This window comes from Mesorhizobium sp. WSM4833, from assembly GCF_055811095.1.
This window is the reverse complement of the sequence record NZ_JBVVQG010000019.1, coordinates 64,307-86,244: the sequence shown is the minus strand read 5'-3', so window position 1 is coordinate 86,244 and position 21,938 is coordinate 64,307. Positions and strand designations below refer to the sequence as shown.

The following is a 21,938-nucleotide window of genomic DNA, read 5'->3' as shown; positions in this document are numbered from 1 at the left end:
TGCTATGCTCCTTGGGCAGTATCGGCAAAGAACCGCCGTGCCGCCTCGATCTCGTTTGGCCGCACCTCGTGCCCGCCATCGTGCCATTCCACAGTGACATCGGCGCCGTCGGCACGCAAATAGGCCTCGAGCCGCGTGGTCAGGTTCGGCGGGCAGATCGGATCGCGCTTGCCGGCGGTCACCAGGATATGGCGGCCGGCGAGGCTGCCCTTGACCTCAGGTTCGAACGGGATCAGCGGATGCATCAGCACCGACGCGTCGAACAGCGCTGGAACCGCGAACACCACCGAGGCCAGGACATTGGCGCCGTTGGAATAGCCGAGACCCAGCACGGCCGATGGCTTCGCTGCTTCAACATGGGCCTTAACGAAGCCCGCCATCTTGGTCGTCGCCCGCGCCAGGTCGTCCATATCGTAGATGCCCTCGGCGGCGCGGCGAAAGAAGCGCGCGGCACCTTGTTCCGACACATCACCGCGCGGCGAGACGATGGTTGCCTGGGGCGCGAGATCGCGCCCCAGCGACAAAAGCTGATTCTCATCGCCTCCCGTGCCATGGAAGACGAACAGCAATGGACCGCCCGGCGAACCGGGCAGCACCTTGTGGATGTAAGCGTCCTTGCTCATGGTCTCAGCCTTCCAACTTCTGCAGATGCTGTTCGAGATAGGGCCGCAGGTGCTGGTGCTGCGTCGGCAGCTTCAGCGCCTCGCCCAGATGAGCGGTGTCCTCGTCGCGATCGAAGCCCGGCTCGTTGGTGGCGACTTCGAACAGCACGCCACCCGGTGTGCGGAAATAGATCGCCCAGAAGTAGTCGCGGTCGATCACCGGCGTCACTCCATAGCCGGTATCCATCAACGCCTTGCGCACTTCGAGCTGCCTGGCGCGGTTCTCGACCGCGAAGGCGACGTGATGGACGGAGCCGGCACCGAGATCGGCGAAGGCCGTGCTCGGCAGCGATTCGATGTCGATGACATCGGCGCCATTGCCGTTCTTCACCGCCAGCCGCCTGAGATTGCCGGACTTGTCGACTTCCTCATAGCCCATGAACTTCAGCAGCTCTTCCGTGGCACCGCCATCCTTCAGCCTGAGCGACACGGAATGAAAGCCTCGGATCGCCTCATCCGTGGGAACGCCGCCTTTCGACCAGGGTGCTCTGCTGTCGCTCTTGCACTCGACCAGCGCGAAGCCGTCACCATCCGGTCCGGCAAAAGCCAGGCGCTTCTCACCGAAGGTTTCTTCGCGCGAGAGGCCGGTGACGCCCTCATCGGCAAAGCGTTTTTCCCAATAGCCAAGCGTGCCTTCCGGCACCGAGTAGACGGTGGTTCCGACTTCCCCGACCCCATGCCGGCCCTTGCCGATGTCGGGGAAGGGGAAATAGGTCATCACCGAACCCGGCGTACCGGCCTCGTCACCGTAATAAAGGTGATAAACATCGGGCGCGTCGAAATTGACGGTCTTCTTGACCCGGCGCTGACCGAGTTTCCTAGTGAAGAAATCGTTGTTCTGGCGGGCATCCCTGGCCATCGACGTGACGTGATGCAGGCCCTTGATCTGGTCGAGCATTGTCTTGCTCCTTCCCTTGGTACATGTGCGGCCCTCGCCGCTGTCCACCCCAATATGAGGACCAGGGCAGTTTCCGCAAAGGCGGCAAACACAGAATGGACTGTGTCATAAAAGTGAACGATGGAACAAGGTTCGTTCACCAATTGGCTCGCAGGTCAGACTTGCGCCATGGCCAGAATTCGGTTCCATAAACGGCGTTCGACATCCCGGGACAAAGGTATCGTGAGTGACTGGAAAAGCCAGGCGGCCTAACATTCTCCTGATCACATGCGACCAGTGGCGCGGCGATTGTCTGTCCGCCGCCGGTCATCCGGTCGTGCGAACGCCGAATGCCGACGCTTTGGCCGCGGAGGGCGTGCTGTTCAAGCGGCATTATGGCGGCGCGGCGCCCTGCTCGCCCGCCCGCGCCTGCCTCTACACCGGCCTCTACCAGATGAACAACCGCGTCTGCCGCAATGGCACGCCGCTCGACGCTCGCCACGGCAACATTGCGCTTTCGGCTCGCGCCCTGGGCTATGATCCGACGCTGTTCGGCTACACCGATGTGTCGCTCGATCCGCGCCTGCTGGCGCCGGGCGATCCGCGGCTGCAAAGCTATGAAGGCGTGCTGCCGGGCTTTACGGTGCGCCAGTTGCTGCCCGAGCATCAGAAGCAATGGCTATCCTGGCTGGAACTACAAGGTGTCGACGCCAGCGCCGGATCTCCCGACATCCATCGCCCCGTGGCCGACGGCGCGGTCGGAACCACCGTCGACAACGCGCCACCCGTCTACTCCGGGCAGCAAACCCCGGCGGCCTTCCTGACCGGCGAATTCGCGCGTTGGCTTGGCGAACAGGAGCACGCCGCGCCGTGGTTCGCGCATCTTTCCTTCATCAGCCCGCACCCGCCCTTCATAGTGCCGGAGCCCTACAACACAATGTATGATCCGGCTGACGGCCCGGCCTTTCGGCGCGCGGCAAGTTGGCAGGAGGAGGCGGAAAACCATCCCTATCTAGCCTATGATCTCGGCCGGCAGAAACAGATGAAATTCCGCCCCGACGCCAGCGGCAAGGTGCGCGACTGGAGCGAAGACGATTTTCGCGTCCTCCGCGCGATCTATTACGGCATGATTTCCGAGGTCGACGCCCAGCTCGGCCGCATCTGGCAAGCGGTCAAGGCGGCCGGCGCGTGGGACGACACCATCATCGTGCTGACCTCGGACCATGCCGAGATGATGGGCGACCATTTCATGCTGGGCAAGGGCGGCTATTTCGACGGCAGCTACCACATTCCGCTAATCATCCGCGATCCGCGCCACGGCAAGGCGGCCGGCGGCAAGGTAGACAGCTTCACGGAAGCGGTCGACATTTTGCCGACGTTTCTCGACCTGCTCGGCGAAGAGCCCGCGCCGCATCTCGACGGCAGGTCGCTGAAGCCGTTCCTGAGCGGGGAAACTCCTGCGGCGTGGCGCGATGCCGCGCATTGGGAGTTCGATTTCCGCTCGGTTGCCGCGGGCGAGGCCGAACGCCATTTCGGCATCGCCTCACGCCAATGTAATCTCGCCGTTATCCGCACGGAGCGTTTCAAATATGTGCATTTCGGCGGCAACCTGCCGCCGCTGCTGTTCGATCTGGAAAACGATCCGGATGAATTGGACAACCTCGCGCCCGACCCCAGCCATCTCGCCGCGCGGCTGGAATTCGCCGAACGGCTGCTCGCCTGGCGAGCCGAACATCTCGACCAATCGCTGGCACTGGCCGAATTGACCGAGAACGGCCTCGTCGGCCATGCCGCTGGCCTGCCTCCATGCCACACATGAACACAGGCCCGCATCGTTGCCGGCGCGGGCCTGTATCCGACTGGGTGGAAACTACCTGACGATCATGCGCTGCTGATCGCGCTTCTCGGCATAGCTGCCCTTGTCATAGGCGGTTTGTGCCTCGAGCTGTTCCTTGGTGAAGGTCGTGTACAGGTATTTGTTGCCCGCCTTGTCGGTCATGAATTTGAGATTATCCATGCCGACCGCGACTTCCTTCTCGCCAATGCCGAGGAAGCCACCGACATCGACGATCACCGCATCGGCCTTCTTGTCGGGCGCAAGCACGACATCGCCGATCTCGCCGACCTTGGCGTCGTTGGCGCCATAGACAGTCGTGCCCTTGAGGTCATCGGCGCGAATCTCGCCAACCGGCATCTCGGTCAGCGTCGACTTGTCGATGGCTGCGGTCTTTGTCTGGTCCGGAGCCGAGGCATCGGGGGTCGTGGGCGCCGGAGCCTGTGCCGTCTTGTCGGACGGAGCGACGGCAGGGGCTGCGGCGGGCGCGACTGCTGCCGGCGCATTCGAAGCCGTCGTTGCCGGCGCCGGGTCATAGGCCTTGCGGTTGAAATCCGGCTGCGCCTGCAATTCTTCCTTGGTGGTCTGGGCGACCAGCCAGCGGTCGCCATTCTTCTCGGCCCACTGCGCCTTCGAGAAGTCATAGGTGACGTTCTTGGCGCCAAGGCCTAGGAAACCGCCGACGCCGATGACCAAGTACTGCGCCTTGCCATCCTTGGTCAGCACAATGTCGTTGACGTCGCCGATGTTCTGGGCGTCATCGCCGGTGCCGTTGTAGACGTTTTCCCCGATGATGTTGGTGGCGAGATTGCCATCGGCGCGCTTGACTGGTTCTGCCGAAGCGGCGTTCATGTCGACAGGCTTTTGCGCTGTGTCCGTCGTCGCGGGTGCTGCCGGCGCTGTTGCGTCGGTCGATGCCGCAGGTGCTGGGGTCGGGCTGTAAGGCTTTTTATCGAATTCTGCCTGCGCCGTCAGTTCGTCCTTGGTCGTCTGGGCCACCAACCAGCGGTCGCCATTCTTTTCGGCCCACTGCAGCTTGCCGTAATCGAAAGCAACGCTTTTGGCGCCGACACCCAGAAAACCGCCGACGTCGATGACAACGGATTTCGCCTGCCCATCCTTGTCGAACACGACGTCGCTGACCTTGCCGATGTTTTCGGCATCGTCGCCGGTGCCGTTGTAGACGGACTCACCGATGATGTTGGTGACGATGCTGCCCTCTGCGCGTGCCACAGGAGCGGCGGCGGGCTCCTGGACGGCGGGCGTGGCAGGCGCCGTATTTGTTGCGTTCTGCGCATAGGCGCCGGTCGCGACAAAGGTTGCGAGCGCCGTCGTGGCTAAAAGATTGCGGATCATGGTAGTCTCTCCTCGTGCCTGATCTCATGCGCCGCGTCTTCCTTGGGGAACGCGGCATCTACAGGTTCACAACGTCGTGACCGGGTCAGTTGTTCCGACAAAGCGCTGCGGTCCGGGAACGAAACCACGGAAATTATTGAGCCGCTGGGGTAGTCACCCCGTGGCAAGAGGAACCTTTCTGTCGACGCCGCGTTTCAGCCGTTGGCTGGGTATATCCCGGCCGCCTTTTGGCTGACCTGGTGGAGCGGGGCATGAGATTTGCAGCGGTGCTGAACCGGGACGGCGGCACTTTGCGCACCACCGACCTCGCCGCTTTCTCCGACAGGATGCATCAGACGTTGGAAACGGCAGGCCACTCGCTCAGCATCGAAATTGTCGCCGGCAAGGATGTGGTGGAGACGCTGGACAACGCAGCTTCGCGTCGCTCGGTCGACATCGTGCTGGCGGGTGGCGGCGACGGGACCATTTCCGCCGCGGCCGCCCGACTGATGGGCACGAAGAAGGCGCTTGCCATATTGCCAGCCGGCACCATGAACCTGTTCGCACGCGGATTGGGCATTCCGCAGTCGCTCGACGGGGCGCTGAAATCCTTCGCCGACGGCGAAATCATTGCTGTCGATGTGGCGACGGCCAATGGCCAACCTTTCGTGCACCAGTTCTCGATCGGCATGCACGCGAAGATGGTGCAACTGCGCCAGAAGATGGAGTTCGGTTCGCGGTTGGGAAAGATCCGCGCCTCGGCCAAGGCGGCTTGGGCAACGATCAACAATCCACCTGCGATGAATGTGACGCTCAGCATCGGCGACGCCGAAATGGCGGCACGCATCACCGGCATCGGCATCACCAACAACTTATTCGGCGAAGGCCATCTGCCTTATGCCGACAATCCTGCGGGCGGCGTGCTCGGTGTCTATGTCACGGTGGCGAAGCAGCGCGCCGAACTGGTCAAGTTCTTCTTCAACATGGCGCGCGGCAAATGGCGCGACAACGAACATGTCGAAATCCACCAGACAAACAGAACGGTGCTGAAAATCCATTCGGGCAGCCGCAAATTTCGCGCCGTCATGGACGGCGAACTGGTCAGGCTTGACCGTGAAACGGTAATCGAGATTCAGCCTGGCGCACTGAATGTATTGGTTCCGGCGAGCGCGGCCCAGTCGAGAGCCGCCTGATGAGGTGCGGCGCAACGGACAGGCCCGCTTTACCCGGCAGGAGCCTGCTCGGTGGTGTTGGGCGGTGTGGGGACATGCTGTTCATCGCTGTTAGGCGCCTTGATCAACACACCATAGATCTCGGCAATGCCCCATGCAGCAAACACCAGAAGCAGTGCGGCGATCAGGATCCGAAATCCATGCCAGCCCCATCGCCCCTGCCGCGCCTTGTTTTCTGGAATGATCTTGGCCATGCTCGATCCCTGTCTCATTCTGCACCAACTGGCGCGCCCGGCAAATCATGGTCGGGTAACGGTTCCTCGCTAGGATGGTTCCGGAAAAGCGTGCTGGCCTTGCACCAGCGCAAGCATGCGGCGACGAAGACCGGGACGAGGCAATTGGGGTGATTGGCAAGACGCAAACAGCACCCGATCTGCCGGCCGAAGTTGCGCTAGCAGTCATGGATATCGACCGGCTGGCCGTGCTGCACGGATTGGAGATGCTGGATACGGCGGCCGACCCCGATTTCGACCGCGTCAGCAGCCTTGCCGCAGCGGTGATGCAGGTGCCGATGGCCCTGGTCACACTCGTCGACCTTGAACGGCATTGGTTCAAATCCTGCTTCGGCCTGGACGAGACCGAAACCGCGACCAACGTCTCCTTCTGCGCCCATGCGATTGCCGCCGGCGACGAGCCGATGGTGGTCGTGGATGCAACGGCGGACCCCCGTTTCAAGACCAACCCGCTGGTCACCGGAAAGCACCATGTCCGCTTCTATGCCGGCGCGCCGATGATCGTGGCAGGTGCCCGCATCGGCACGCTGTGCGTGCTCGACCGCGAGCCGCATGGTTTTCCATCCCGAGCCGAGCTCGACCAGTTGAAGGCGCTCGCCGGCCTCGCCGCCAGCCTGTTCACCCTAAAGGACGCAACCCGCAGCGGCGCGATCGCCGAGGCCGCACTTGCGCGCGAGGAAAAACGACGCGCCATCGCACTCGATGCGGCCTCGCTCGCCAGCTGGGCATGGGATATCCGCACCGATGTCATCGAATGCGACACATTGATGTCGGAGCTGTTCAACCTGCCGCGCTCCAACCGGCTGCGCGCACGCGACATCCTCACCGCCATCGATCCGCGCGACGTCTACCAGACCGAAACCCGCTTTCGCGACGCCTTGACCGGCAGCGACGACTATTTCGGCGAATACCGGGTGAAGGGCTTTCACCCGCCGCGCTGGCTCGCCACGCGCGGCCGTGTCATCGAGCGTGACGGCGACGGCAAGCCGACATTGATCTTCGGCGTCAATTACGACATCTCCGAGCGCAAGCTCGGCGACGAACGGCAACGGCTGCTGCTGCGTGAACTCAACCATCGCGTCAAGAACACTTTGGCGACCGTCCAGGCGCTGGCAACCCAGACCGTGCGCCATGCCCGCCAGCCAAGCCAGTTCCTCGAGGCCTTCGGCGCCAGGCTTCAGGCCTTGGGCATCGCCCACAATCTGTTGTCGGACCGCGAGTGGCGTGGCATCGGCATCAGTGAACTCGTCCAGATCGAGGTCAAACCTTTCGAAACGGCCGAGCAGCCGCGCATGACGATCTCCGGCGACGACCTGCTGCTGTCGCCCGACCAGGCCGTCGGGCTTGGCCTGATCCTCCATGAACTCGCCAGCAACGCGCTGAAATATGGCTCGCTGTCGGTGCCGTCAGGCAGGGTCGACCTCGGCTGGAGGACGCAAGGCAGGAAGGATGCCCGGCGTCTTGTGCTGACCTGGCGCGAAAGCGGCGGGCCTCAAGTCGCTCCGCCCGATCGGCAAGGCTTCGGCTCTATCCTCATTCGCCGCAGCCTGGCCAAGGTCATTTCCAGCGAAGTGACCCATGAATTCCGGCCGGAAGGCGTGTTTGCCGAAATATCGATGCCCCTGGAAGAGCTGTCGAAGTGATCTCCCAACAGCTCTATGTCCGCCCGCTCTCATCCGGATCGTCGGATTTCACATTCTCGCGGTAGATGGCGTAGGCCGCGAGCGCCACGGCCGGCCCCAGAATGGCGCCGAGACCGCCTTTTCCCTTGAGCAGGCTCGGCAGCACGGCGAGTGCGGCGGTGACGCCGATCGCCTTCATGTCGGCATTGCGGCGCCGGGCGCGCGAACCTGCGGATATCCGGTAGATCAGCAGGATAAGTCCGGCGAGCACCAGGAAACCGGCGCCAAACCCGAGCGCGGCGGCAAGCGAGCCGTAGCGCATCGCCGTCCAGATATAGGCGGCCCCGACCAGAAAGCCGAGACCGCAAAGCGCAGCGGCAATGGCGATCACATAGACGATTGCCGCCGTGCGCGCCCGGTGAACGGCGGCCACGGTTTCCCCCGAGGCGAGGCCCGAGATCAGGGTTGCCAGCATTCCCATCTGTAGCGCGACTAGCGACGCGCGATGAGCGCGAAAAGGAAGCCGACGCCGGCGGCGATTGCCAGTGACGTCACCGGCTTTTCACGCACGCTTGCCATCATCTGCGCTTCGATGTCCTTGGCATTGCTGCGCAAGCTGTCAAAGGCGGCTTCGCCCTGCGCGCGCAACTGCTCGACCCCTTCTGTCGCTGCACGGCGCGCGGTGCCATAGCCATGCTCGCCGGTCTTGGCCAGTTGTTTGGTGAGCTTGTCGATGTCGGCCTTCAACTGCCTGATGTCGGCTTCCAGGTCCGCATTTGCACGGGCGTCGGTTGCGGTCTTTCCTGCGGCAGTGGCCATGGCTTAACTCCTTGTGATTGCTCGGTTTCAAACGCGCTGCGCGCCTCATGGTTCCGGCACTGCGGACAAAGTAGCCGAAAACGCATCAGCGCGCACCCGATCCGCCGGCTTCGCAAAAAGACGCTTCCTCAGATTAGTGGCCGGCGCGCCTCGCCCAGCCCTTCCCAGCCGGCGAGCCGCTTGAGCCCTTCATTGTCGGAGACCGCGCAGCCGCCGTCGCGCCAGACGATCAGCTTGCGATCCATCAGCTTGCGGATCGTCTTGTTGGTGTGAACCAGCGACAGGCCGAGCGTATCGGCAATGTGCTGCTGCGTGATCGGTATCTGGACGGATTGGCTGCCATTCAGTCCGACGACCTTGGCCCGGCTACCGATGAAGGCGATGAGATAGGCGGCGCGCTCGATCGCACTGCGGCGCCCGAGGCTGAGCAGATTCTCGTCCAGCATCCGCTCCTCGCGCGATGCGATCCAGGTGATGTCGTAGGCCAGCCCGGGATGATTGCGGTACAGCTCGTGCAGATATTCGCGTTCGAAAACACACAGCAGCATCGGTGAGAGTGCCTCGACGGAATGCTGCATCTCGCCCATCACACTGCCTTGCAGGCCGATCAGATCCCCGGGCATGAGATAATTGAGGATCTGGCGACGGCCGTCCCGCAGCAGCTTGTAGCGAAACGCCCAGCCGGAGAGCACGGTGTAGAGATGGGCGCTATGGCTTCCCTCCACCAGCACCGGGTCGCCCTTGTCGACCGCGAGTTCGCCCTTCTTGAATTTGCTGATGAAGGCCAGCTCCTGTTTTTCGAAGTCGCGGAAAACCGGCAACGGCCGCAATGGGCAGTTCTCGCAAGGATATTGGCGGCTGGAGAAAGCGTTATTGTTCTGGACTGACATTTCGCCCCCTTCGAAAGCCCGTTCGACCCCCTTCGAAAGCCGCTCTTGGAGAGCCGCGTTTCAACGCGTTGCAAGGATTGAGGTTCCGCCCGCTGGCCACATGTCTTTTTTAAATGACAGCAAGCCAATTAGCGATCATGACTCCGGCGTTTCAAGGAGTCTTTGCCTGTGCCCACATTGCTTGACGGATTGCGGATTCTCGTTTTGGAGGACGAATTTCTCATCGCCATGGATGTCGAGCAACTTTGCCGCGATCATGGCGCCGATGAGGTGGTGATCGCCCGTGACCTGACCGAGGTCGATGGCCGGGAAGTCGCCACGCGATTCGATGCAGCCATTGTCGACTTGATGCTGGGCGGCGCCTCGACGATCGATTTCGCTTCCGGGCTGCGCGCGGCAGGCATACCTTTCGTGTTTGCGTCCGGCTATTCGGATGCCGATGAAATCAAGGCATCGTTTCCGGGCGTCAGGCTGGTTGGCAAACCCTATTCAGGCGAAGACCTGGTGCAAGCGGTCGCGGCGGCCTGCGGACGCGCTTGAGACGCGATCGCGGTCAGCTCGCCGGCGAACTCGTTACCTGAGCCGAAATCGCGTCCGGACCATACTCGTCCTCACCTGATATTTTCAGGATCTCCTGCAAGCGGGTACGGGCTCGGCTGACGCGGCTCTTGATCGTCCCCACCGCGCAGCCGCAGATCTCCGCGGCCTCCTCGTAGGAGAAACCAGATGCGCCGATGAGGATGATGGCTTCGCGTTGGTCCTCCGGCAACTGCTCCAGCGCCCCGCGAAAGTCCTTCAGGTCGAGTTGACCGTGCTGGGCCGGATGAACGGCAAGCCTGGCCGTCATGATACCGTCGCTGTCCTGCACTTCGCGCCCGCGCTTGCGCATTTGCGAATAGAACTCGTTGCGCAGGATGGTGAAAAGCCAGGCTTTGAGATTGGTGCCGGGCTGGAAGCTCTCATGCTTGTCCCAAGCCTTGACGAGTGTTTCCTGGACGAGGTCGTCGGCTTTATCGGCATTTTGCGTCAGCGACACGGCAAACGCGCGCAGACTTGGGATTGCCCCAAGCAGATCAGTCTTGAAGCCTTGTGAGACCGCGGCCATGCCTCAGTCCTTCTTCTGTGCGGGTTCAGCCTGTTCCAGTTGGCTAAGCAACTGCGAAAAGCGATCCGGCACATCGTCGGAGACCAGCGCGTCGTAATATTGTTTGAGTTTGCGTCCGATTTCGGAGTTCGGCCCAAGAGCGTCACCAGAACCGTTCCGGCGCCTGCTCTCGGCGCCAGTCAGAATATCTTTCGTCATATCCTTCATTTTGCCCTTGTATTCCCAGCGCTCAAGCCGCTCTTACCGTACTCAACACAACGCAAGCGGCGCCCTCGTCTGGTTGCCCATCCCCACCACAAACGCCACTCCCCGGCTTTTGTTCCGTCGAGGTGGAACTTTTTCAAAAAATCCGCGTTATCAGGGCTTGCAGTCAGCTTGACCTGCTACGCAATCGCGTCATTCTGAGGGAGACGTCTTACCATGAGCTTATCCGCCACCATCGCACCACATCTGCCCTTCCTGCGCCGCTTCTCGCGGGCTGTTTCCGGGTCGCAAGAGAGTGGTGACGCGCTGGTCGCTGCGATGCTTGAAGCCATCATCGCCGATATCGAGATATTTCCCGAAGCATCGAACGACCGCATCGCGTTGTACAAGGTTTTCGCCAAGCTTTTCACATCGGTCGCCATCCGCGTTCCACAGGAACAGGCGCAATCGGCGTGGGAACAGCGCACCGCCGCCAATCTGAATGCGATTGCACCACGGCCCCGTCAGGCCTTCCTGCTCGTGGCGGTCGAAGGCTTCAGCGAGGAGGAAGCGGCTGAGATCCTTGACGTCGGTGACCAGGAGTTTTCAGAGTTGCTTGCCCAGGCGAGCAACGAGATATCCCGTCAGGTGGCAACCGACGTTCTGATCATCGAGGATGAACCGCTGATCGCCATGGATATCGAAGAAATGGTGGAGAGCCTCGGGCACCGCGTCGTTGGAACGGCGCGCACCCATGCCGAGGCAGTGATGATGTTCGGCAAGACGCGGCCGAAGATGGTGCTGGCCGACATCCAGCTTGCCGACGGCAGTTCCGGCATCGAGGCCGTGAACGAAATCCTGTCATCGACGTCGGTGCCGGTCATCTTCATCACCGCCTTCCCCGAGCGCCTGTTGACTGGTGAACGACCGGAACCGGCCTTCCTGGTCACCAAGCCGTTCAATCCCGACATGGTCAAGGCGCTGATCAGCCAGGCACTGTTCTTTGACCGGCAGGCGAAAGCCGCCGCATAGTCGGGAATTGGGAGTGGAGGAATTGACGAACCCAAGGCGATAGCCTCGCTCCCGAATCTCTCCAGATGATCAATTCGTCACTTCGTGCCGCCTGATGCACCCGGGCGGCGAGGTGAATTCCTGCGGTTCCGCTCGAACGATTTGCAAGCACGGTCTTTTTCGGCAAAGGGTGGGAACAAACCGCAACCACCCACGTTTTCATCGCACCATTCGAAGGAGATGGATCATGCTTTACTGGGCGCTCGTATTTCTCGTCGTTGCCATCATCGCCGGCGCGCTTGGTTTCGGCGGCATCGCCGGTACCTCCGCCGGCATAGCGCAGATATTGTTTTTCATCTTCCTCGCCTTCCTGGTCATTTCGCTTCTTGCGGGCCTGTTCAAACGGGCTTCGTGAGGACGGACAGCCGAACACTGGAAGCCGCACCCCTCAAACGGTTTCCAGCCACCGCCGGGCGGTGTCCCTCAAAGGACGCCGTCCGGCGGACCGTTTTTGGCGGCGGGTTTTCCGGAACCTGTTTGGAACCCATTCAACGATGAGCCGTTCAGCCTGAATTGGGTGGACAGATTGGCCGATGGGTTCCAGGACCGGAAACAGGAAAGACGCCGTGCAAAGCGATGAAGTCATCGCCCTCCATCCCGCCGACAGCGGCATGCAGCTCGGTCGTGCTCTTCTTCACGCGTTGCACAATGCCGGCATTTCCGTTCTCTACCAGGATCGCGAGATGAAAACCGTATGGGCGCGCAACATGCGTGCGCCCTGGGTTTCGGACACCGCCGACAGCATCGGCATCCTGCCGGAGGCGCAGGCCGACCGCATCGGCGCGGCCAAGCGCGACGTCATTGCATCCGGCAACCCCCAACGTCTCGAGATCAGCGTTCCCGTCGAGGATGGCAGCCGCTGGTTCGAGGTGTGGATCGATGCCGATCACGGCGATGGTGGCACCGTGCAGGGCGTCGTCACCACGATGGTCGAGACGACGGAGCAGAAGCGCCGCGAGCAGACCCTGACGACGCTGTTGCGAGAGGTGAGCCATCGCTCGAAAAACCTGCTGGCGATCATCCAGAGCATAGCCACCCAGACCGGCCGCTACTCCGACAGCATCGGCGATTTCCTGACACGCTTTCGCGGCCGGCTGCAATCGCTGGCCTCGTCCCAGGATCTCGTGACCTCTTCCAACTGGCGGGGTGCAGCACTTCGCGAACTCGTGTCGGGCCAGGTTGGCCGCTATGGCGGCGATCCGGTTCGCAGCCTGAGGTTTCAGGGGGCAAACCCCTATCTCAATCCCAACGCTGCCTTGCATATCGGCCTTGCGATGCATGAACTCGCCGTCAATTCGGTGAGCTACGGCGCCCTGTCGCGGCCCGGCGGGTACGTCAATGTTACAGCCAACCTGACCGCCGACGACACGGGAACCTCCCTGTCCCTAACATGGGCGGAGGCAATCGGCGCCAGTGATGTCAGGCGTAGCGAGAAGCGCTTCGGCAGCGTCGCACTCGAACGGGTCGTGCCGGCGTCACTGAACGGAACGGCGACGCTCGAAATCGCGGCTGGCCGCCTTGAATACCGCCTTGTCGTTCCGCACGGCAATTTCGAGACGGATTGAGCGACCTTCCTTAACCCGCCGTTCACCATAAAAGCAGATGCTGTTTTTCCCAGATACCGCTGGAACTTGTTGCATCACCGAACATTTCCGCAGCAGGATTTGCAGCGTGGTGGGAGGAATGCCTTGACGGTTGCCGACATGAACAGACTGGAGCAGGCCGCCCGGATTTCCATGGGCGAGTTTGAGGACTCCGAGGCTTCCGCGCCACCGCTGGCTCCTGTTCCCAACGGAGCTTTGCGCCTTGTTGCGCTGGCCTTGGTGGCGGTGATCATGGCGGTCGCCCTGCACCAACTGGTCTACTAGGCCACGTCGTTTCGGCCGGTGGCCGAATCGGCTGTAGCGCCATCTTATTTCCCCGGCCGATCAAGCCAGCCAGGAACTTTGGCGAATGTAGACCGTTACTATGGCGAGAGGACTTCTCGCCATGGAACATATCGCTGCATTGTTGCTGGTCATCGGTTGCTCGAACACGATGGCCGACTGCCGTGAACTCCAGGTGCCCGTAAGCGTTTTCGCAACGGCCGAGCAATGCGTGGCCGAACGCCCATTCGTCTTGGGCGACGTGCAAGGGCAGGCTGACCACATCGTCGCCAAATGCCTTGCGGTCGATCCGGCGCTTGAGGACGACTATGATCAGATCGTCTGGAATGTGCGCGCCGATGGTACGCTTGACGCGTCTTTGGCAATTTCCAGCCTGGTAATGGCATCGAACACGATACGCCCAGAAAAAGACTATCTTCACCAACAATAGATTGCAGCAGCAAAGGCCGTCATTTCATGCTAAATGGCGGCTGGAGCTTACTAAAGTGAGGACACAAAGTGAGGAGTGACTCTATGCGGAAGATGATTATTGCCCTGGTTGCGGTGGTCGCGGTCAGCGGCTGCACCTCGACTGAGAAGGACGTGGTTGGCGGCGGCTTGATCGGCGCCGGTGTCGGCGGCTTGGTCGGCGGCGGTAAGGGCGCGCTGATCGGCGCGGCCGTGGGTGCCGGTTCCGGCCTGCTGGTGCGCAACCTGCGCAACGGCTATTGCCAATATCGCGATCATCGCGGCCGGATCTACACGGCTCGCTGCAACTAATTCGGCGATAATCGAAACGTCGATCCGGAGGCCGGTCCGCCGGCTTCCGGGTTTTTGATGTCTGGATGCTTCCCCCTTGTCGGCAAGGGTCGCGCTCAATTGGCGAGTGGAATTTTGATTTCCACGTTCAGCCCATTGGCTTGGTAATCCCGTTTGATCGTACCGCGCAATTCGCGCGTCACGTTGAGGTCGATCAGCTTGGTGCCGAATCCGGTCTCGGCGGGCGCTTCAAGTTTCTTCTGCCCGTTTTCGCGCCAGTTGAGAGCCAGCACCCTGTCGCGCCCTCGGCCTTCGAGCGACCAGTCCACCTTCAGCGCCCCAACGGAATTGCCGGCCTCGCCGTATTTCAGCGCATTCGTCGCCAGTTCGTGGAAGGTCAGGCCGAGCGCTTGCGTCGTGGTTTCGTCGAGCAGCACCTGTGGTCCCGACAACAGCTCATCGGGCAGCTCCTTGCCGAACACCTGACCCAGCTCGATGCGCAGGAGATCGCCAAGATCGGCCTTCTGCCAGCGTGAGCGCGTCAGCATGTCCTGGGAGGCCGCCATCGCCTGCAGCCTAGCCGAGAAGGACGCTGAAAACTCGTTGACGTCGGTCGCCCGCGATGCCGTCTGACGCGCGATCGCCAGCACCCTGGTGATCGAATTCTTGATGCGATGCTTCATCTCCTGCAGCATCAGGTCTTTTTCGATCAGGCTCTTTTCCGTCGTTTCGTGCAATCGCGACGCTGCCTCATAGGCCCGCTCCTGATAGCGCGCCACAAGCGCGATTGCGCCCGCCAACAGCAGGCCGAACAGCCCCAGCATCACCGGAATGGCGCGCGACGACGGCTGCAAGAAGGCGCTTGTCGGCCGGAACAGGACAGTCCATGGCTGTCCGGCGACGATGATCTTTCGCGTGACCAGCAACCTGTTCCCGAAAGTGGAAGCCGGCGGCGTCTCCGACCGGAACAACAGATTGTCGCCGTTCACGGCACCATCGCCATCATAGATTTCGGTGTTGACCGGCAAAAGCGGCGACCGGCTGAGCGCGGTCTGGAACAGATCGCGAGCCCGAAAGGCCGCATAGAGAAAACCTGATGTCGAGGATCTCGAAGCATTGATGACGTCGGGAGCGGTTTCGACATTGAGCCGCACGAAAACGAAGAAGCCGGTGAACGTCTGCGCGGCGCCCGTGTCCTGGCCCAGCTGCACCAGCCCGCTGGCATGCTGCTGGTCGTCGGACATCGCCTTTTCGATCGCCGCACGCCGCACCGGTTCGCTGAACATGTCGTAGCCGATGCCGGCTTGATTGGATGGATCCAGCGGTTCGAACAGCACGATAGGGGTGCGCCAGGGTTGCGTGGTGTCCGGGTAGATTGGATGACTGACGCCATAATCGTGCAGCATGTCGCGTTCGACCGTCGCCTCGTCGCCCGTCTTTGCCAGCCTGAGGAAGCCGATACCGCGCAAGCCGGCGAAATTCTTGTCGACATCGAGCGCGGTGAAGAAGGCCTTGAACTCATTGCGAGAAATATCGCCATTGCGGGCGTCGAACAGGGCCTGCGTCGAGCGCAGCAGCGACAGATGCAGGTCGATGCGGCTCTCGATCCGGTTGAGCGCATCGTCGGCAGTCGCCTCGAACTTGATGCGCGCGGCTTCCTGCGTGGCGAAGTAGGCAAAACCTGCCATCACCATGCTGATCAGCGCGACGGCGATAAAGGCGATGATCGGGAAAAGCTTCTTCAACGGATCGTGCGGTCCCTGAGCAATGTCGGACCTTTATGCGCAAGTCGCCCTGCCAACACAATGCCAAGGCCAAGCCATCCCTACGGCTGGCATATCACGTGTCCGGCAACCGCGATCTGGCTTGATCTCAGGCCGCGATCTTCAGCGCGCCCGGTCCGGGAATGGCGCCTGGCGGGCATTTGCCCAGAATGATCATGCCCAGCACCTCGTCCTGGGTGACATCAGTGGTGCGGGCGGTGCCGACCACCTGGCCGTTCTTCATGACGCAGACCCGGTCGGCAAGCTCGAACACATCGTGGATGTCGTGGCTGATCAGGAAGATGCCGATGCCGTCGGACTTCAGCTGCTTGACCAGTTCGCCGACCTGCGTCGTTTCCTGCGGACCAAGTGCGGCCGTCGGCTCGTCCATGATCAGGATGCGGGCGTTGAACAGGATCGCACGCGCGATCGCCACCGATTGCCGCTGGCCGCCCGACAGCTTGATCACCGGCTCCTTGAAACGCTGGAACCGGGGATTGAGCCGACCCATCACCTTGCGCGCCTCGGCCTCCATGGCAACGTCGTCGAGCGTGCCCCAGGCGGTCATCAACTCGCGGCCGAGGAACAGATTGGCGGCGGCGTCGACATTGTCGGCCAACGCCAGCGTCTGGTAGATCGTCTCGATGCCGTATTTCTTGGCGTCGCGCGGGTTGGAGATCGATGCCTCCTCGCCGTTGACGAAGATCTGGCCCGAATCGCGCTTGTAGGCGCCGGACAGGATCTTGATCAATGTCGACTTGCCGGCGCCATTATGGCCGAGCAGCGCCACGACCTCGCCGGGGAAAAGATCGATCGAGGCGTCGTCGACGGCGCGGATGCCGCCAAACGCGATCGAGATGTTCCTCATGTCGATCAGCGCGGTGGCTGCAGGAGCAGTCTTGTCAGTCATGGCATGCCCTCCTAGACGCGCTTGCGATAGACGGTGTCGAGCCACACGGCGATCACCAGTACGGCGCCGACGACGATGCTCTGCAGCGGCGAGTCGACACCAAGCAGCACCATGCCGGACTGCAGCGATTGCATCAGCAGGGCGCCGAGCATGGCGCCGATGATCGTTCCCGACCCGCCGGCTAGCGACGTGCCACCGATCACGGCGGCTGCAATGACGAGCAGCTCGTCGAGCGTTCCAAGCACGTTGGTGGCCGAATTCTGCCGGGCCGAGGAGATCGCCGCGGCAATCGTGGCCAGCACGCCCATGATCATGAACACCTTCATGGTGATCCAGCGCGTGTTGATGCCGGCGAGATTGGCCGCCTCGGGATTGCCGCCGATGGCGAAGACATAGCGGCCGAAACGGGTGCGGTTGGTGATGAAGGTCATGACCAGCCCGACGGCGACCGCCATCAGCACCGGTATGGCGATACCGTGGGCGATGAACAGGCCGCCTTCGGGAACGGTGATGTTGTTGGCGGCCGCATATCTGTTCACGATGCCGATCGGCCAGGGGTAGGAGTTGGCGAGCCAGACCGCACCCATGATGGCGCCGCAGGTGACGACACCGAGCAGCGCCTCGGCCCAGATCGGACGTAGCGGAAAACGGAAACGCTTGCGCTGCACCCGCCCGTTGAAGAGCCCAAACACCACGGCGAGGCAGGCGACGATCCCGACAACCCAGCTCCAGGTTGCGCCGATCGATCCCGCCGGCCCGCCGCCCATCAGCTGAAAGGTGGCGTTAAGCGGCGCCACGGTCTGGCCTGATGTGACCCACCAGGCAGCACCGCGCCAGACCAGCAGGCCGCCCAGCGTCACGATAAAGGCGGGCACTTCGAGATAGGCGATGACGAAGCCTTGAAAGGCGCCGATCAACAGGCCGAGCGCCAGGCCGATGACCAGCGCCAGGACCCAGATCCACGGATTGCCGAGTTCGAGCCCGACAAAACGCACCAGGAAATGCACCTGGGCAAATCCCATCACCATGCCGATCAGGCCCTCGGCGGAACCGACCGACAGGTCGATGTTGCGCATGACGATGACCAGCACCATGCCGCAGGCCATGATGGCGACCGCGGATGTCTGCACCGACAGGTTCCACAGATTGCGCGGCGTGAGAAAGGTGCGGCTGTCGAAATCGAGCGGGTTGACGCCGAGGCGCAGGCTGGAAATGACATGCAGCCCAATCCAGATGACCAGCAGCGCGCCGATCATGCCGAGCATCCGGGTGTCGATCTCGGTCGCCTTCAGGAACCGGGCGACGGCGCCGAGTTCCGACGCGCGCGCCGTATCGGCCTGCGGGTTGGACGTCGTGTCGGTCATGATTTCCTCCCACCGGCTGACCGTCTGACGCGCATGCCGGAGCCCAGCCTAGAAGCTATCCGCATGATGCGGAAACACAATTCTTTGAGAAAACGCCGCGGCTTTTGGGCCGCGGCGTTCAGATATTTCGAAGTGGTCCGGATCAGTTACAGGCCGCGACGGTGCCGGCAGCGACACCCGCGCAGACTTCGTCCTTCTTGATCCAGCCAGCGTCGATGACGACGTTGAGATTGTCCTTGGTGATGGCAACCGGGGTCAGGAACAGCGACTTGACGGTGTTGCCGCCCGGCGTCGTGAAGTCCTTGGCGCCGGCGATGTCGCTCGTCTTCTTGCCGTCGGCCAGTTGCGAGGCGATCTCGGCGGCATTCTTGCCGAGCTCGCGCGCGTCCTTCCACACCGACACGGTTTGCGTGCCGAGGGCGATGCGGTTCAGCGCGGCGTGGTCGCCGTCCTGCCCCGAGACCGGCACGGTGCCGGCCAAGCCTTGAGCCGTCAGCGCCGCGACGACGCCACCGGCAGTGCCGTCATTGGCCGCGACCACCGCGTCGACCTTGTTGTCGTTGGCGGTCAGGAACTGTTCCATGTTCTTCTGGGCATTGGCGGGCAGCCAGCCATCCGTGTAGGCTTCGCCGACATTCTTGATCTTGCCGCTGTCGATGGCTTCCTTGAGCACTTCCATCGAGCCCGAGAACAGGAAGTCGGCATTGGGATCGGCACCGGAGCCCTTGATGAAGACGTAGTTGCCTTCCGGCTTGACCTTGAACACTTCGCGGGCCTGCATACGGCCGACTTCCTTGTTGTCGAAGGTGAGGTAGAAAACGTCCTTGTTCTCGATCAACCGGTCATAGCCGACGACCGGAATGCCTTCGTCCAGCGCCTTCTGCACGGCCGGGCCGATGGCCGAAGCATCCTGCGCCAGGATGATCAGGGAATTGGCGCCCTGCGAGATCAGGCTTTCGACGTCGGTAAGCTGCTTGCCGGGATTGGACTGCGCATCGGCGGAGATGTACTTGTCGCCGGCGGCCTCGATCGCCGTCTTCATGGCGGCCTCGTCGGTCTTCCAGCGTTCCTCCTGGAAGTTGGACCACGAAACGCCGACGACCTTGTCCTTCGCCTGCGCGACAGACGCGAGCGTCAGCGACATGGCGGCACCCGCCAGGATGGCGGCTGTGAATCTTTTCATATTATCCTCCCTGCGCCGCGTATGGCGCGACCAAACTGGCCCGAGGGCCGGCACAGAGGCCCTATTTTTTCGAGCCTCGAAAAAATACTGGGCCAACGCCCGAACGCTGTCAACATCGATTCTGATGGATTTTGATGTCGTCTCGAATTTTTTTCGGGCCTCGGAATAAATAAATGACACGGCGCGCGGCTTCTGCCAGTATTTGACCGCGTCACCGACAGCGTTCCAGGGCAGGAAGAACCGCGGCGACCGGGAGGATATGAAAGAGCATGTCGGTCGGAATCCGCCACGACGATTTGCGCCGCCGCAACCGCGCGATGGTGATCGCCGCGGTGCGCCGCGCCGGACAGCCGTCGCGCACCGAGATCGCCGCAACCACAAGCCTCAGCCATTCGACGATCTCGGCGATCTCATCCGACCTGATCGTCGAAGGCATCCTGACCGAAAGCAAGCCGAGCGAGGCCGGCTCGCTCAAACGCGGCCGTCCGCAGGTCGGCCTCAGCCTCAATCCGGAAGCGGCCGCGGTAATGACCGTGGTGCTGTCGCTGAACTTCCTCTCGGTCGCCGTCATCGACTATGCCGGCCAGGTAATATCCGAGGAACAGCGTCGGCTCGACACGCTGACGATGTCGCGCGACTCGCTGATCGGTGAGTGCACGGCAATCGTGCGGCGCCGCCTGGAAGATCCCGACCTGGACGTGCGCAGCATCGCTCGTATCGCGCTGGCCGTCCAGGGCATCACCGACACCCGTGCCCGCGCCATGCTGTGGTCGCCGATCACGCCGCACACCGACATCGCCTTCGCCGACATATTCGAAGAGGAGTTCGGCATCCCCGCCATTATGGAGAACGACTGCAACATGATGGCGGTGGCGCTGCGCTGGCGCGACCCCGATCGTTACCGCGACGATTTCATCGCCATCCTCCTGTCGCACGGCATCGGCATGGGGCTGGTGCTGAAGGGCGAATTGTTCACCGGCACCCATTCCTCGGGCGGCGAATTCGGCCACATGATCCATCGGCCGAACGGCGCGCTGTGTCGCTGCGGACGGCGCGGCTGCGTCGAAGCCTATGCCGGCAATTATGCCATCTGGCGCAACGCGCGGCAGATGGGCGAGGATGCAGAGCCCGTCGCCGATGTCAGCGACGCCGACATGCGCGCCCTGGCTGCCGCCGCCCGCGAAAGGGACGGGCCCGAACGGGAAGCCTATCGCAAGGCCGGCGAAGCGCTCGGCTACGGCCTCGGCAGCCTGTTTGCGCTGATCGATCCGGCGCCGGTCGCCATGGTCGGCGTCAGCGCCGCCGCCTTCGACCTGATCGAGCCGGCATTGCGGCAAGCGATTGCCCAGACCGCCGGCGGTCAGCATTCCAAGTCGATTTCCTTCGACACCGAGCCGAACGAACTGCCGCTGATCCGCGAAGGCTGCGCCATGCGGGCGCTGATCTTCGTCGATCAGGAGATTTTTGCGCCGGGCGTGCAGGCGAGATCCGGTCTCGGCGGCAAGAACGTGGCGTGAGTTCAAACGAGGGAGTTCAGTCCTCGCGAATGGCGTAACCCGCCCCACGGATGGTGCGAATGACATCGGGCATGCGGCCGTTGTTGACCGCCTTGCGCAGCCGGCCGACATGCACATCGACCGTGCGTTCGTCGATGTAGATCGTCTCGCCCCAGACATTGTCGAGCAGTTGGCTGCGCGAGAACACGCGGCCTGGATGGCGCATCATGAATTCAAGCAGGCGGAATTCCGTCGGCCCGAGCCGGATTTCGCTCTTCTTGCGATAGACGCGGTGCGACTCGCGATCGAGCACGATATCGCCGACCTTGAGCACGCTGGACAGCACTTCCGGCTTGGCCCGGCGCAGCAGCGCCTTGACCCTGGCCATGAACTCCGGCGTCGAGAAAGGCTTGACCAGATAGTCGTCGGCACCGGTCGAGAGGCCGCGCACGCGGTCGCTTTCCTCGCCTCGCGCGGTCAGCATGATGATCGGCAGCCGCTCGGTCTCGGGACGCATCCTTAGCCGGCGGCAGAGTTCGATACCGGAAACCGCAGGCACCATCCAGTCGAGCACCAGAAGGTCTGGAACGTTCTCCTGCAGCCGGATTTCGGCCTCGTCGCCGCGCGTCACCACCTCGACCTGGTAACCTTCGGATTCGAGATTGTAGCGGAGCAGCACGCCTAGCGGCTCCTCATCCTCCACCACCATGATGCGTGGCGCGATCATCGGCTGGT

25 protein-coding genes are annotated in these 21,938 nt (G+C 62.3%); 11 read left to right on the top strand and 14 right to left on the bottom strand.

Going from position 1 to position 21,938, the window contains the following annotated elements:
- Nucleotides 1–2: 2 nt before the first annotated feature.
- Entirely contained in the window at nt 3–623 is a 621-nt protein-coding gene (locus tag AC0L2D_RS28190; protein ID WP_027163149.1) for an alpha/beta hydrolase, read from the bottom strand.
- A 4-nt stretch (nt 624–627) separates the two neighbouring features.
- Complete coding sequence (locus tag AC0L2D_RS28185; RefSeq protein WP_063173190.1) at nt 628–1,560, bottom strand: VOC family protein; 933 nt, start codon at nt 1,558–1,560, stop codon at nt 628–630.
- A 226-nt stretch (nt 1,561–1,786) separates the two neighbouring features.
- Here AC0L2D_RS28185 and AC0L2D_RS28180 point away from each other — a divergent pair, with 226 nt between their 5' ends.
- A complete protein-coding gene (locus tag AC0L2D_RS28180) occupies nt 1,787–3,358 on the top strand; it encodes an alkaline phosphatase family protein (RefSeq protein ID WP_473543442.1) in 1,572 nt (523 codons plus the stop codon).
- A 51-nt stretch (nt 3,359–3,409) separates the two neighbouring features.
- On the opposite strand, the gene AC0L2D_RS28175 is transcribed toward AC0L2D_RS28180, so the two are convergent.
- Nucleotides 3,410–4,729: a PRC-barrel domain-containing protein gene (locus tag AC0L2D_RS28175; RefSeq protein WP_063169140.1), complete on the bottom strand. Its 1,320-nt coding sequence runs from the start codon at nt 4,727–4,729 to the stop codon at nt 3,410–3,412.
- Nucleotides 4,730–4,980: 251 nt separating this feature from the next.
- Here AC0L2D_RS28175 and AC0L2D_RS28170 point away from each other — a divergent pair, with 251 nt between their 5' ends.
- Complete coding sequence (locus tag AC0L2D_RS28170) at nt 4,981–5,901, top strand: diacylglycerol/lipid kinase family protein (protein ID WP_013529291.1); 921 nt, start codon at nt 4,981–4,983, stop codon at nt 5,899–5,901.
- Between the two features lie 29 nt (nt 5,902–5,930).
- Here AC0L2D_RS28170 and AC0L2D_RS28165 read toward each other — a convergent pair whose 3' ends face one another.
- Nucleotides 5,931–6,134, bottom strand: coding sequence for a hypothetical protein (locus AC0L2D_RS28165; protein ID WP_013529290.1), 204 nt, complete (start codon nt 6,132–6,134; stop codon nt 5,931–5,933).
- 206 nt (nt 6,135–6,340) lie between these two features.
- Here AC0L2D_RS28165 and AC0L2D_RS28160 point away from each other — a divergent pair, with 206 nt between their 5' ends.
- Entirely contained in the window at nt 6,341–7,816 is a 1,476-nt protein-coding gene (locus tag AC0L2D_RS28160) for a sensor histidine kinase (protein WP_337123917.1), read from the top strand.
- Between the two features lie 13 nt (nt 7,817–7,829).
- Here the strand turns inward: AC0L2D_RS28160 and AC0L2D_RS28155 are convergent, their stop codons facing one another.
- From AC0L2D_RS28155 to AC0L2D_RS28145, 3 genes are all read right to left on the bottom strand, one after another.
- On the bottom strand, nt 7,830–8,276 hold the full coding sequence (locus AC0L2D_RS28155; protein ID WP_473543440.1) for a hypothetical protein: 447 nt from the start codon (nt 8,274–8,276) through the stop codon (nt 7,830–7,832).
- Nucleotides 8,277–8,287: 11 nt separating this feature from the next.
- Entirely contained in the window at nt 8,288–8,614 is a 327-nt protein-coding gene (locus AC0L2D_RS28150) for an ElaB/YgaM/YqjD family protein (protein ID WP_013529287.1), read from the bottom strand.
- 128 nt (nt 8,615–8,742) lie between these two features.
- On the bottom strand, nt 8,743–9,504 hold the full coding sequence (locus AC0L2D_RS28145; protein ID WP_337123519.1) for a Crp/Fnr family transcriptional regulator: 762 nt from the start codon (nt 9,502–9,504) through the stop codon (nt 8,743–8,745).
- Nucleotides 9,505–9,732: 228 nt separating this feature from the next.
- Here AC0L2D_RS28145 and AC0L2D_RS28140 point away from each other — a divergent pair, with 228 nt between their 5' ends.
- Nucleotides 9,733–10,044 (top strand): response regulator, encoded by a 312-nt coding sequence (locus AC0L2D_RS28140; RefSeq protein WP_050580453.1) that lies wholly within the window; start codon nt 9,733–9,735, stop codon nt 10,042–10,044.
- A gap of 13 nt (nt 10,045–10,057) precedes the next feature.
- On the opposite strand, the gene AC0L2D_RS28135 is transcribed toward AC0L2D_RS28140, so the two are convergent.
- Together AC0L2D_RS28135 and AC0L2D_RS28130 are read right to left on the bottom strand one after the other, a co-directional pair.
- Nucleotides 10,058–10,609, bottom strand: a complete 552-nt coding sequence (locus AC0L2D_RS28135; RefSeq protein WP_013529285.1) for an RNA polymerase sigma factor — start codon at nt 10,607–10,609, stop codon at nt 10,058–10,060.
- A 3-nt stretch (nt 10,610–10,612) separates the two neighbouring features.
- On the bottom strand, nt 10,613–10,816 hold the full coding sequence (locus tag AC0L2D_RS28130) for a NepR family anti-sigma factor (RefSeq protein WP_032809255.1): 204 nt from the start codon (nt 10,814–10,816) through the stop codon (nt 10,613–10,615).
- 213 nt (nt 10,817–11,029) lie between these two features.
- Here AC0L2D_RS28130 and AC0L2D_RS28125 point away from each other — a divergent pair, with 213 nt between their 5' ends.
- From AC0L2D_RS28125 to AC0L2D_RS28100, 6 genes are all read left to right on the top strand, one after another.
- Nucleotides 11,030–11,824 carry a response regulator gene (locus tag AC0L2D_RS28125; protein WP_337123518.1) on the top strand — a complete coding sequence of 265 codons (795 nt, stop codon included), beginning with the start codon at nt 11,030–11,032 and terminating at the stop codon, nt 11,822–11,824.
- A 226-nt stretch (nt 11,825–12,050) separates the two neighbouring features.
- Nucleotides 12,051–12,218, top strand: a complete 168-nt coding sequence (locus tag AC0L2D_RS28120) for a DUF1328 domain-containing protein (RefSeq protein ID WP_013529282.1) — start codon at nt 12,051–12,053, stop codon at nt 12,216–12,218.
- A gap of 178 nt (nt 12,219–12,396) precedes the next feature.
- On the top strand, nt 12,397–13,428 hold the full coding sequence (locus AC0L2D_RS28115; protein ID WP_063169141.1) for a sensor histidine kinase: 1,032 nt from the start codon (nt 12,397–12,399) through the stop codon (nt 13,426–13,428).
- 123 nt (nt 13,429–13,551) lie between these two features.
- A complete protein-coding gene (locus tag AC0L2D_RS28110) occupies nt 13,552–13,731 on the top strand; it encodes a hypothetical protein (protein WP_013529280.1) in 180 nt (59 codons plus the stop codon).
- Nucleotides 13,732–13,852: 121 nt separating this feature from the next.
- Entirely contained in the window at nt 13,853–14,179 is a 327-nt protein-coding gene (locus AC0L2D_RS28105) for a hypothetical protein (protein ID WP_013529279.1), read from the top strand.
- 83 nt (nt 14,180–14,262) lie between these two features.
- Nucleotides 14,263–14,508 (top strand): YMGG-like glycine zipper-containing protein, encoded by a 246-nt coding sequence (locus AC0L2D_RS28100; RefSeq protein WP_013529278.1) that lies wholly within the window; start codon nt 14,263–14,265, stop codon nt 14,506–14,508.
- Nucleotides 14,509–14,603: 95 nt separating this feature from the next.
- Here the strand turns inward: AC0L2D_RS28100 and AC0L2D_RS28095 are convergent, their stop codons facing one another.
- From AC0L2D_RS28095 to xylF, 4 genes are all read right to left on the bottom strand, one after another.
- Complete coding sequence (locus AC0L2D_RS28095; protein ID WP_337123517.1) at nt 14,604–16,232, bottom strand: CHASE domain-containing protein; 1,629 nt, start codon at nt 16,230–16,232, stop codon at nt 14,604–14,606.
- A gap of 127 nt (nt 16,233–16,359) precedes the next feature.
- A complete protein-coding gene (locus tag AC0L2D_RS28090; protein WP_063169144.1) occupies nt 16,360–17,160 on the bottom strand; it encodes an ATP-binding cassette domain-containing protein in 801 nt (266 codons plus the stop codon).
- An 11-nt stretch (nt 17,161–17,171) separates the two neighbouring features.
- Entirely contained in the window at nt 17,172–18,524 is a 1,353-nt protein-coding gene (locus AC0L2D_RS28085; protein ID WP_013529275.1) for a sugar ABC transporter permease, read from the bottom strand.
- 142 nt (nt 18,525–18,666) lie between these two features.
- On the bottom strand, nt 18,667–19,707 hold the full coding sequence (xylF, locus tag AC0L2D_RS28080; RefSeq protein ID WP_013529274.1) for a D-xylose ABC transporter substrate-binding protein: 1,041 nt from the start codon (nt 19,705–19,707) through the stop codon (nt 18,667–18,669).
- 269 nt (nt 19,708–19,976) lie between these two features.
- Here xylF and AC0L2D_RS28075 point away from each other — a divergent pair, with 269 nt between their 5' ends.
- The gene (locus tag AC0L2D_RS28075) at nt 19,977–21,224 is read left to right on the top strand and encodes an ROK family protein (protein WP_024503006.1); all 1,248 of its coding nucleotides are present in this window, start codon (nt 19,977–19,979) and stop codon (nt 21,222–21,224) included.
- A gap of 16 nt (nt 21,225–21,240) precedes the next feature.
- Here AC0L2D_RS28075 and phoB read toward each other — a convergent pair whose 3' ends face one another.
- Nucleotides 21,241–21,930, bottom strand: a complete 690-nt coding sequence (phoB, locus tag AC0L2D_RS28070; RefSeq protein ID WP_010911896.1) for a phosphate regulon transcriptional regulator PhoB — start codon at nt 21,928–21,930, stop codon at nt 21,241–21,243.
- Nucleotides 21,931–21,938 lie beyond the last annotated feature (8 nt).